Here is a 12,180-nt window from a genome sequence, read left to right as displayed (position 1 = left end):
AATTATGATATAATCTCTTATGTTGCATTTTAACTGATTTTAGGGGGTTTCTACGAAGAATGGAAGAAACAATAAGTTTAAAAGATATTTACAACACCTTGCGCAGACGCTTAATGCTTCTTATATTAGTACCGATTATTGCGGTTGTTCTCGCAGGTCTTGTTAGTTATTTAGTCCTGACTCCAATTTACCAAAGTTCAACTCAAATTCTAGTGAACCAAACACAGCAAGATCAATCATTTTCTCAAAATGATATTCGAACGAATGTTGAACTGATCAATACCTATACCGTTATTATCAAAAGTCCAACCATCCTTGATAAGGTCATTGCAGAAGCGAATCTTACTGAGAGCTTCAATGATTTAAACAATAAAATTTCAGTATCAAGCGAAAATAATTCTCAAGTAATGAATATTCGAGTAGAACATGAACGTCCGGAAGTAGCTGCACAAATTGCCAATACGATTGCGACTGTGTTCCAACGTGAGATTGTTGAAATTATGAGTGTTGATAATGTCAGTATTCTATCCTCAGCTCAAGTATCGGATAGTCCTTCACCAATCAAACCAAATCCTACATTAAATATGGCGATTGCGTTTGTAGTAGGATTAATGACTGCTGTTGGGATTGCTTTCTTATTAGAATTCTTAGATACAACGATTAAGAGTGAAGAAGATATTGAATCGCTATTAGAATTACCGATCCTTGGTGCGATTCCTGATATGAATAAAGAAATTAAACGTGATTTGAAGAAATCAAGCTAAGGAGTGACAACTGTGGCACGACCAAACAAGCAAGTGAAAGAAAACAACAAACGAGGCTTGATTACTCATACAAACAGAAAGTCTCCAATCTCAGAACAATATCGAACAATCCGTACCAATATTGAGTTTGCTGCCATTGACGAGCCGATTCGCACGATTGTCGTCACATCAACAAGCCCAGGTGAAGGAAAGTCGACAACATCTGCCAATCTAGCAGTGGTCATGGCGCAAAACGGCAATCGTGTCCTTTTCATTGATGCCGATATGAGAAAGCCAACTGCTCATTACACATTCGGTGTGCTGAACACGAAAGGCTTAACGAATGTTTTAACTCGTCAAGTGTCACTAGAAGAAGCGGTCAGTCAAACGAAGATTGAAAATTTAGAGATTTTAACTTGTGGACCGATTCCTCCGAACCCTGCTGAGCTATTAAACTCAAAAGGAATGGAGTTACTTCTTGAAAAAACAAAAGAGCAGTACGAAGTCATCATTATCGATACACCACCAGTGATGGCCGTAACGGATTCACAATTACTAGCGAATAAATGTGATGGTACAGTCTTAGTTGTATGTAGTGGGAAGACCGATCGCCAAATGGCCCTCAAAGCAAAAGATCTATTATCTCAAGCAAAAGCAAAGCTCTTAGGGGTCGTTTTGAATAAGAAAGAAGTTAAACCTGGCGATAATTATTTCTATTACTACGAATAAATCAATAGGGAAAAATGACTTTTTCTTTCAAAAGAACTATGCTAGTATTAGACTAGTATTTACAATAAAAAGCAACATTTACTAATTACTAACAAATGTTGTTTTTTTATTTTACTCTAATGACAAATAATGATAGAAAATAGATAAAAAAGGCCTATTAGTAAGGTTTATAGGCTGAAAAGGAGAGGTAAGATGATTGATCTCCACTGTCACATATTACCGGGCTTAGATGATGGCCCGAAGACAATAGAAGAAAGTGTCGAAATGGCAAGACGTGCGATTGAAGAAGGTATCACTGAAATTGTTGCTACACCGCACCATAAGCACCCGACGTATTCAAATGAAGCATCGATTGTGCGCGAGACAGTGATTGAACTGAATAAGAGATTAAGAGAAGAGAACCTAGATTTGAAGATTCATCCCGGACAAGAAGTAAGGCTCTACGGAGAAGTTGTAGAAGACTTAACGACTAAAACCACGATCACGCTTGCAGATCATGAGATGTATCTATTTATTGAATTTCCTTCTAATCATGTACCACGATACGCAGCCCAATTATTCTACCAATTACAACTAAATGGATACACGCCAATCATTGTTCATCCTGAACGAAATAGTAAATTACTAGAGAATCCGGACAAGCTCTATGATTTTGTTCAAAATGGTGCTCTCACTCAAGTGACATCATCAAGTCTCACTGGACATTTCGGCAAGAAGATCAAACAGTTCTCTAATCAATTAATCGAAGCAAATCTCACTCATTTTGTGGCTTCAGATGCTCATAATGTCGATTCTCGTCCTTTCAGACTGAGAGAATCATATGCAGAAATTGCCCAAAAGCATGGTGAAGAGAAGGTACGCTACTTCCAAGAAAATGCGCAATTAATCGTTGAGAACAAGCATGTCTTTGTTGAACCACCTGAACAAATTAGACGTAAAAAGTTACTAGGAATCTTCTAAATGAGCTTTCAGGCGATGTCTCCTTGCCTATATCGATGGAGGCACTCGGCTATGCTGTGGGTTGTGTGACAGCCTTAGACTTGAATTGTCACCGGCATAGTGTGAGGAGGGGTTAAATGCCTCATAGGGGAAACCCTAATGTATGACAACAAGAACCTTAACTAGAGCATCTTTCATAAGAGATTCACTAGTTAGGGTTTTTGTAATGAACTCATTTGGCCGACACACGAAAAAAATCTAAAAGGGGGCAAATTTATGAGTTATAAAAAACGTATTGCTTCATTAGTATTAGTCGATTCACTGATTGTCATTTTGTCGATCTTCTTAAGTTACTTTATCTTGCTTCCAGCAGGTAGTCCGTTTACTAATGTCATCATTGTCAGCTCGATTGTCTTATTCCTTAGTCATCATTTGTTTGCTCATATGTATAAACTGTATAAACGTGTTTGGCAATATGCCAGTATAGGAGAGTTGACGGGTATATTCAAAGCCGTGACCTTCTCCGTCCTCTTAACAGCAGTTGCCCAATTTATCCTGATCCAAGATGTCTACTTCCGCACACTTGCCGTCACATGGATGATGCATATCCTTCTCATCGGCGGTTCAAGGTTCTCATGGCGCCTCTACCGAGATACATATATCAAACCGAAATTAGGCGGAAAACGCACCTTAATTATCGGGGCAGGGAGTGCAGGCACAATGGTTGCCCGTCAACTACGTAATAGCAATGAGGCAGACCTTGATCCAATTGGCTTTATCGATGACGACAAGAACAAATGTCACTTAGAAATTCTTGACCTACCTGTATTAGGCAATATCAAAGAAATTGAAAAGCTAGTCAATGAATACAGCATCGAGCATATCATCATTGCGATTCCTTCTCTTGGACGTCAAGCGATGAATGAAATCATTGCTCAATGTACAAAAACAAAAGTGAAAACACAGGTACTTCCGAAAATGGAAGACTTGATCACAGGTGACGTTGAGGTCAACCAATTCCGTGATGTCGAAGTAGAAGACCTCCTCGGACGAGAGCCAGTCGAACTCGATATTGAAGGGATCGCTGATTATATTACGAGTAAAACGATCCTCGTAACAGGCGCTGGTGGTTCAATTGGTTCTGAAGTTTGTCGCCAAATTGCTCGTTTCTCACCAAAAGAACTCGTTTTACTCGGTCACGGCGAGAACAGTATTTACGCGATTGAAATGGAATTACGACGCAATCTACCGGACTTACACATCTCAACCGAAATTGCAGACATCCAAGATCGCGAAAAAATCTTCACGATCATGGCAACGAGAAAACCACATGTTATCTTCCATGCAGCAGCCCATAAGCATGTGCCACTCATGGAACGCAATCCAGAAGAAGCAGTTAAGAACAATGTATTAGGCACGAAGAACGTTGCAGAAGCAGCAAGTGCAGCGAATGTTAACACATTCGTGATGATCTCAACCGACAAAGCCGTCAACCCAACAAGTGTCATGGGCTCCACAAAAAGAATTGCCGAAATGATCGTTCAACATATGGACATGATCAGTGAGACACGATTTGTCGCAGTCCGTTTCGGAAACGTCTTAGGCAGCCGTGGAAGTGTCATTCCATTATTTAAAGACCAAATCAAAAACGGTGGACCTGTCACCGTAACCGATCCTGAAATGGTTCGTTACTTTATGACAATACCTGAAGCATCGCGTCTCGTCCTTCAAGCCGGATCACTCGCACAAGGTGGGGAAGTATTCGTCCTTGATATGGGCGAACCGGTTAAGATCGTCGACTTAGCACGAAACCTTATTCGCCTCTCTGGTTACACAGAAGAAGAAATTCCAATCGTCTTCACTGGTATGAGACCGGGTGAGAAGATGTTTGAGGAATTACTCGGTAAGGATGAAGTTCATGATGAACAGGTGTACCCGAAGATTTATCGCGGGAAGACGCCTGTGGTGGATATTAATGTGATGTATGAATTGGCAGAAACATTCGAACAAGAAACGAAAGAATCGTTGCGTAAGAGGTTGTTGGATATTGCGAATTTTAGAGTGAAGCAGTTGAGGGCATTAAGTAGAGTAAAATAAAATTAAATAAAGTAGAGTCATTTTCTCTACATAGTAGGAGGAAATGGCTTTCTTTTCTTTTTTAGATATCAGCTAGTTTTTTAAGGAGAGTTATAAAATGTATTTAAAATTAAAAAGATTAATAGATATTGTACTTTCATTTTTGGGATTAGTTATTTTGTCCCCTGTTTTTTTGATTCTGATTTTAGGGATTAAAATTGACTCGAAAGGACCGGTGTTATTTAAACAAAAGCGTGTCGGTATAAATAAAACTCACTTCAGTATTTTGAAATTCCGTACTATGAGAATCGATACACCAAAAGATACACCAACACATCTACTAGGAAACCCAGAGCAGTACATTACCAAGATGGGTAAATTTTTGAGGGAAACATCATTAGACGAGCTACCTCAGGTTTGGAATATTTTTGTTGGGCAAATGAGTGTCATCGGTCCAAGACCTGCCTTGTGGAATCAGTACGATCTTATTGCTGAGCGTGATAAGCATGGTGCTAACGACGTACCGCCGGGATTAACAGGATGGGCGCAGATTAACGGGAGAGATGAGCTTCCTATTGAAGTGAAGGCAAGATTGGACGGAGAGTATGTCGAAAGAATTGGTTTATGGATGGATTTTAAATGTTTTGTTGGGACGATTATTAGTGTGATGAAGAGTGATGGAGTAGTTGAAGGTGGGACTGGAATGACAACGAAGAATCAAATGGACAATCCTAAGGAAACAGGAAATTCAAAAGACTGTTAGAGGTGTTTAATAAAATGCTATTAGTTACAGGAATTACTGGACATACTGGAAAGTATTTTTTGAAAGAACTTATTAATAATAAATATCAAGGGGTAATTCGATGTGTTGTTAGAGAAACATCAGATACATCATTATTAGATAATAGCGGACTAAATATAGAAAAGGTTGTCGGAAATTTAAATGATAAAAGTTTTGTTGAGCAAATTATGCCGGGTGTTGAAGCAATAATGCATATTTATAACATTCACCATTCACCTGTGATAGTGGAAACTGCAATTAAGAATAAAGTTAAAAGGGCAATCTTAGTACATACCACTGGAATATATTCAAATTTCAAGTACGCTTCCCAAGAATATAAGAATGTGGAGCAGAAAGTCTTTGAATTAACTAAACAAAAAGAATGTCCTACAAAAGTTACTATCTTAAGACCGACTATGATATACGGAGATATTTGTGATAGTAACATGAGTAAATTTATAAAGATGGTTGATAAGCTTCGGGTAATACCTGTTATTAATAAAGGTGAAAGTTTATTGCAACCAGTAAACGCTAGAGACTTGGGTAAAGCTTTTTTTAATGTGCTGTTATCTCCAACTGAGACTTCTGGAAAGGTATATGATCTTTCTGGTGAAAAGCCAATCAAGATGATAGAGGTCTTTAGAATAATAAGCAAAGAGTTTAACAGGCAGACTACTTTTGTTAGTGTTCCTTTGAGTTTAGGTGAATTATTAGCAAAAAGTATAAAGATAATAACTTTAGGTAGAATTAACTACGTTGAAAAAGTACAAAGAATGGGAGAGGATAGGAGTTATTCCCATATAAATGCTAGAAATGATTTTGGGTACAACCCGATGTCTTTGGAAGAGGGAATACGCATTGAAGTAAAAGAATATTTGGAGGCTAAGGACATTAGATGAAGAAAGTCTTAATACTAGCAAATCATTTTATAACAATTTATGCCTTTAGGAGAGAACTTGTTAAAGAGTTATTAGAACAAAAATATGTTGTATATATTGCGTTGCCTAAATCCGATGAAAATAAGTACTTTAAAGACATTGGGTGTGAGATTATTGAAACTCCACTAGATAGGCGAGGTACAAATCCAATAGCTGATATTAAGTTATTATTCCAATATATAAGTGTAATTAAGGATATCAAACCCGATTTAGTCCTAACCTATACTATAAAGCCTAATACGTATGGTGGAATTGCTGCAAGAATATGTAAAGTTAAGACTTTACATACAGTTACTGGCTTAGGGTCAGTATACATTCAGGATATGTGGCAAAAAAATATTGCTATTATTCTAAACAAAATTGCATTTAAGAATGCATCAAAAGTAGTTTTCTTGAATGAAGATAATAAAGCATTTTATAAAGAAGCTGGTATAATTTCATCTTTTGATAATACTTTGATTGTCCCTGGCTCGGGAGTCAATTTGAAAAACTTCCAATATGTCGAGCAGCCTGCCGATCAAAATATAATCTTTACTTTTGTAGGGAGAGTGTTAAAAGATAAAGGAATTGAAGAGTTTCTCAGTGTAGCTAAAGAAGTTTCAAAAAAAAATAGCAGAGTGAAATTTCAAGTAGTGGGATTTGTTGACGAAGAGAAATATATCGAACTTTTAAGGAAATATGAAAATGAAGGTATTATAAAGTATTTAGGCAAAAGAAACGATATTCCTGATATCATGGCAAAATCAAGTTGTATAGTCTTACCATCATATGGTGAAGGAAGAGGCACAGTGCTCCAAGAAGGAGCTGCTATAGGAAGGCCATTAATAACTTGTAACACTTATGGTTGTAAGGACAATGTAGATGAGGGATACAATGGCTATTTATGTAATGTAGCAGATACCCAGTCTCTAAAAAACGCAATAGAGAAATTCATTTTATTGCCAAGTGAAGAAAAGGAATTGATGGGGAAAAGAAGTCGTGAAAAAGCTGAAAGAGAGTTCGACAGAAAAATTGTAATCGAAACATATATATCTGAAGTCAAGAAAATAATCGAGGGTAAGGATTGAAACTATGAATTTATATAATAAAATTGTTAATAAAGAAGAAAAAATATCAATAGTAGGATTAGGGTATGTAGGAATGCCTATTGGAGTTGCTTTTGCTAAAAAAGTAGAGGTAATAGGTTACGATTTAAATGAGAAGAAAATTAGAATGTATACTTCTGGTATTGATCCTACCAATGAAGTAGGAGACGAAGCTATAAAAAATACAACAATAGATTTTACATCAGATGAAAAACGACTTAAAGAGGCAAAATTTCATATTGTAGCAGTACCAACTCCTATAAATTCTGATAAAACTCCAGACCTTGCTCCAGTTGAAGGTGCAAGTACTATAATTGGACGTAATCTTACTAAAGGATCTATAGTTGTATATGAATCTACTGTTTATCCAGGTGTTACAGAAGATATCTGTATTCCTATTCTAGAAAAAGAGTCAGGATTAAAGTGTGGGTTAGACTTTAAGGTAGGTTATTCGCCAGAACGTATTAATCCAGGTGATAAAGTTCATACTCTCGAAAAAATCATAAAAATAGTTTCTGGAATGGATAATGATAGTTTGGAAGAAATTTCTAAAGTTTATGAATTAGTAATTGATGCAGGCGTGCATAAGGCTACTTCAATTAAAGTAGCAGAGGCTGCCAAAGTGGTTGAAAATAGTCAACGCGATATTAACATTGCTTTTATGAATGAACTTGCTATGGTATTTGATCGTATGGGTATAGACACCAATGATGTCCTCGAGGCAATGAACACTAAATGGAATGCTTTGAAGTTTTACCCAGGTCTAGTTGGTGGTCATTGTATTGGAGTTGATCCTTATTACTTTGTATATGAAGCAGAAAAGTTAGGATATCATAGTCAAATTATACTATCAGGAAGAAAAATCAATGATAGCATGGGTGAATTTATTGCGGATGCAATTATTAAGAAGCTAATTCTTGCTAATAAAGTGGTAAAACAGTCTAAGGTGGTTATTCTTGGGATAACGTTTAAGGAAAATTGTCCGGACACAAGAAATTCAAAGGTTGGAGATATTATTACTAGGCTCAGAGAATATGATATAACTCCAATAATAGTTGATCCACAGGCGGATGCTGAGGAAGCTAGACGAGAATATGGTATAGACTTAGTAAAGCTTGAAGAAGTAGAGGATGCGGACTGCCTAGTTTTTGCAGTTGCACATGATGAGTTCAAACATGTATCTATGCAGAAAATTGATAAACTTTTTAAAGACTATCCTAATGAAGAAAAGATAGTAATTGATGTGAAGAGTATTTTAGATAAAACAAAAGTAGAAAATGCTGGTTACAGTTATTGGAGACTATAAACAAATACTAATAATTTCTGAGCTTTAGAGGCTTATTTTATGATGGATAAGCCATCTAGAGATCTAGAGTGGGAGAAAGATATGCTTGGTTTATTTGTACATGATCACAGATTCCCAAAGGTAGAAAGTGAATACTACCATTCTTATGGATTTGACGAAGAATTTTTTAACAGGTATTTATCCATCTTTGATAAAATGGCGGTTATCGGTCGAGAATATAATTTCAAAATATCCTCAGGAGATAAAGCTGAAAAGGTTCAACCAGATATAGAATTTTTAACAATTTTAGATTTAAAACAACTGAAGAATAAAGATATTAGAGACATGATAAATCAAAAAATTAAAAACAGTGATTACTTAGTTATTCGAGTTCCAAGCATTTTGGGACTTTATGCGGTCCGTATGGCTCAACAGTATAAAAAGCCTTATTTAATTGAAGTAGTGGGTTGTCCATGGGATGCTATTGCAAATAAAGGATTAACTAAAATTATCCCAGCGGCTGCAATAACCCATCTAACCAAAAAGGCAATTCGTACTTCTAAATATACTGTATATGTAACGGAAGAATTTTTAGAAAGAAGATACCCTACAAATGGCAAATACATTGCCTGCTCAAATGTTACTTTAAATTCAGTTGATGATAACTTTCTAAGTAAGCGTTTGGAACAAATAGATAAGTTAGAACCTAATAAAATTATCTTGGGGACTTGTGCTACAGTAGATGTTATTTACAAAGGACAACAAGATGTAATAGCAGCTATAGCGAAATTAAAAGATGAAGGTTATTACATTGAATATCAATTAGTAGGTGGGGGAGATACTTCATATCTTAAATCTATAGCGCAAAAATATGGAGTAGCAGAGCAAGTTGAATTTGTCGGTTCATTAAAGCACGAAGACGTATTTAAGTGGTTAGAACAAATTGATATATATGTACACCCGAGTAAACAAGAAGGTTTATCAAGAGCAATTATTGAAGCGATGAGTAAGGGTTGCCCTATTTTTGGCGCAGATGCTGGTGGTATCCATGAGTTAATTGACGACGATTATATATTTGACAAAGGAAATATTCAGCAGATTTACGATATATTTAAAAGTTTCAACCAAAAAACAATGAAGGAGCAAGCAGAAGAAAACCAAAAAAATTCAAAGAAGTATTTAAAATCAGTTTTGTATAAAAGGCGAAATGGTTTTTTTAAGGAGTTCATCGGTGAGAACAATATTTAATGAGTGGAGAAGGAATAATGAGATATATTAAAATAATCATAAATTTTTTGTGTCGCGAAACACCCATTCATCTAATTAATCTAATTACAGCATTATTACCTAATCACCTTATAACAAATAGAATTCGAGGAGGACTTATGCGACCCTTCTTTGGGAAGTGTGGTAAACGGCTTCAAATAGGGAAGGGCGTAATTTTAAATAATCCAGGCAATTTATTTCTAGGTGATGATTGTTATATTTCTCATTATTGTTATGTTCAAGCAAAAGGAAAAGTCTATTTGGCAGACAATGTAATTATTGGTCCTATGTCAGTGGTTGCTAGTAGTAATCACGTATTTGAAAAAGGTGTAGTAACTAACAAAGGTATTAGTAAACCTATTAGTATAGGCAAAGGTACTTGGTGTGGGGGGCATGTTGTGATTACTTCAGGAGTAAATATAGGAGAAGGCGTAGTCGTTTATGCTGGTGCCGTAGTTACTAAGGATGTACACGCTAATTGTAAGATTGCAGGAATGCCTGCCCATCCTCTATCCCTTAGATAAAATTAAATTTAAACTTAAGGCTCCAGATAATAATATAAAAGTATAAAATGAGTATTTCAAAAATAGTCCTAACAGGATAAATGTTAAAGTGGGATTTTTTATATGAAGATCATAAAGAGTATAACTTGGATTTTTTTCGCGAATTTATTAGTTTCGATAACAAAGTGGTTAATAGTGGTATTAATTGCTCAATTTTTAATTCCTGAAGAAGTAGGTAAGTATTCATTAGCTTTTGCAATAAGTGCCCCTATTACCCTTTTTGCAAATATGAAATTAAGATCCCTATATATAACAGAAAATATGCCGAGTTTTTCGGAATATATATATGTGAGAAATATCTTATCTCTTTTAGCATTTATAATACTGTTTTTAATTGCGATCCTCGTGTATCCACCTTATTTTAGTGTAATTATGCTAGTTGGATTATCGAAAATTTTAGATTTACAGTCTGATATGTACTATGCGATTCCACATAAAAACGGAAAAATGGATGCAATAGGGAAAATCATGATTATCAAGCACCTACTTACTTTAGTAACTTTTTCATGTGTGTTATTAATTAGTAAAAACCTTATACTGTCCTTATCAGCGCAACTGATTACTCAAATTTTATTTTTGGTTCTAATAGAAAAAAAACATTTTAGGGGTAAATATGATGGAAACGTAAAAGATGATAATATTACGAAATCAAAAGAAACTATAAAAAATATAATTTTATTAGGTTTGCCCTTAGGTTTTGTTCAAATGTTAGTTTCCTTCAACACTGTATTCCCTAGATATCTTTTAGAACATTTTGAGCCAATTGAAATTTTGGGTTATTTTTCTGCTATTATTTATATTCTAACAATAGGAAATATGATGTTGAATGCTATTTCACAAATATTTTTACCAAGTCTTTCTAATAAAATTGCAAAAAATGAATTAAAGTCATTTAAAAAAACTGTTTTTGTTAATTTAACTATTTTTTCATCACTACTAGGATTAATAATAATCATTTTTTCATTAATGCTTGGTGAATCATTTTTAACAATAGTTTACGGTAGTGAATATGGAAATTATACTGATATTTTGATACTAATGAGTTGTGCGTTAGCAATTAACTTTGTTAGTTGGAATTTTGATACAGCATTATTATCAATGAGATATATCAGCATACAACCTAAAATTACAACTTTTATACTATTAATTAATCTCTTTACTTCATACTATCTCATAAAAAATTTTGGAATCAGTGGGGCAGCATATACATTGATTATTATTAATTTGATACAACTAATATTAAGAGTATATTTTGTGAATAAAAGATTAGGTGCTTTAGCTAAAACAAGTTAATAACTAATGTCTTCTATTTAAATGGAAGTAGCAACGTAATAGGACATTTGCAGTCTCATTGGTTTCACGCTGGATGAAGAGTATGGAAGTTTAAATGTTAAACCGTTATTGATTTGTTCAGGAAACCAAGTTAATTAAAGATTTTCCTCAATAACCGCTACTAATGAGAAAGGCTATCTACCTGTTGAGTGGCTGGTTTTACGAGGAGGTCGCCTAAGTTCTAAAGCAATCTTTTCTAGACCAGCCTAGTTTAATTTAGGACTTCAAGTTGTCCGCTTGTAGCGTGGGAGGATGGGAGTAGCTCATTATATAACCTCTTTATAAGATTAGGGGGGACTTCATTGTTACAAGAAGTATCATGGGCATTTTTTTATTTATGGCACATTATATCACTATTTCTAACATTAAAATGAAATTTTTGTTTTTTTAATATGATAATTCGTAGGTATTAGATATTAACAAAACAATATCCTTTCTGTTCA

11 protein-coding genes are annotated in these 12,180 nt (G+C 35.0%); all 11 read left to right on the top strand.

The window, feature by feature from the left end; all coding sequences use genetic code 11:
- Positions 1-59: 59 nt before the first annotated feature.
- The 11 genes from RYX56_RS08540 to RYX56_RS08490 all read left to right on the top strand — a co-directional run bounded on the left by RYX56_RS08540 (position 60) and on the right by RYX56_RS08490 (position 11,698).
- The gene (locus RYX56_RS08540; RefSeq protein ID WP_317121650.1) at positions 60-764 is read left to right on the top strand and encodes a YveK family protein; all 705 of its coding nucleotides are present in this window, start codon (positions 60-62) and stop codon (positions 762-764) included.
- Positions 765-776: 12 nt separating this feature from the next.
- Positions 777-1,472: a CpsD/CapB family tyrosine-protein kinase gene (locus RYX56_RS08535; RefSeq protein ID WP_317121649.1), complete on the top strand. Its 696-nt coding sequence runs from the start codon at positions 777-779 to the stop codon at positions 1,470-1,472.
- A 192-nt stretch (positions 1,473-1,664) separates the two neighbouring features.
- Positions 1,665-2,432, top strand: coding sequence for a tyrosine-protein phosphatase (locus RYX56_RS08530; protein WP_317121648.1), 768 nt, complete (start codon positions 1,665-1,667; stop codon positions 2,430-2,432).
- A 255-nt stretch (positions 2,433-2,687) separates the two neighbouring features.
- Complete coding sequence (locus RYX56_RS08525) at positions 2,688-4,508, top strand: polysaccharide biosynthesis protein (RefSeq protein ID WP_317121647.1); 1,821 nt, start codon at positions 2,688-2,690, stop codon at positions 4,506-4,508.
- 97 nt (positions 4,509-4,605) lie between these two features.
- Positions 4,606-5,250 carry a sugar transferase gene (locus RYX56_RS08520; RefSeq protein ID WP_317121646.1) on the top strand — a complete coding sequence of 215 codons (645 nt, stop codon included), beginning with the start codon at positions 4,606-4,608 and terminating at the stop codon, positions 5,248-5,250.
- 14 nt (positions 5,251-5,264) lie between these two features.
- Positions 5,265-6,167, top strand: coding sequence for an NAD(P)H-binding protein (locus tag RYX56_RS08515; protein WP_317121645.1), 903 nt, complete (start codon positions 5,265-5,267; stop codon positions 6,165-6,167).
- On the top strand, positions 6,164-7,273 hold the full coding sequence (locus RYX56_RS08510) for a glycosyltransferase family 4 protein (protein ID WP_317121644.1): 1,110 nt from the start codon (positions 6,164-6,166) through the stop codon (positions 7,271-7,273). The genes RYX56_RS08515 and RYX56_RS08510 overlap by 4 nt, the downstream gene beginning before the upstream one ends.
- Before the next feature lie 4 nt (positions 7,274-7,277).
- Positions 7,278-8,597 (top strand): nucleotide sugar dehydrogenase, encoded by a 1,320-nt coding sequence (locus tag RYX56_RS08505; protein WP_317121643.1) that lies wholly within the window; start codon positions 7,278-7,280, stop codon positions 8,595-8,597.
- A 39-nt stretch (positions 8,598-8,636) separates the two neighbouring features.
- Positions 8,637-9,824 carry a glycosyltransferase family 4 protein gene (locus tag RYX56_RS08500; protein ID WP_317121642.1) on the top strand — a complete coding sequence of 396 codons (1,188 nt, stop codon included), beginning with the start codon at positions 8,637-8,639 and terminating at the stop codon, positions 9,822-9,824.
- A gap of 17 nt (positions 9,825-9,841) precedes the next feature.
- On the top strand, positions 9,842-10,366 hold the full coding sequence (locus RYX56_RS08495) for an acyltransferase (protein WP_317121641.1): 525 nt from the start codon (positions 9,842-9,844) through the stop codon (positions 10,364-10,366).
- 102 nt (positions 10,367-10,468) lie between these two features.
- Positions 10,469-11,698, top strand: coding sequence for an oligosaccharide flippase family protein (locus RYX56_RS08490; RefSeq protein ID WP_317121640.1), 1,230 nt, complete (start codon positions 10,469-10,471; stop codon positions 11,696-11,698).
- Positions 11,699-12,180: the final 482 nt, after the last annotated feature.

It is taken from the genome of Alkalihalophilus lindianensis (assembly GCF_032843265.1).
GTDB classification, from domain to species: Bacteria; Bacillota; Bacilli; order Bacillales; family Bacillaceae_D; genus Alkalihalophilus; species Alkalihalophilus lindianensis.
The sequence above is the reverse complement of the archived record's forward strand: the minus strand, read 5'-3'. Positions and strand labels throughout refer to the sequence as shown.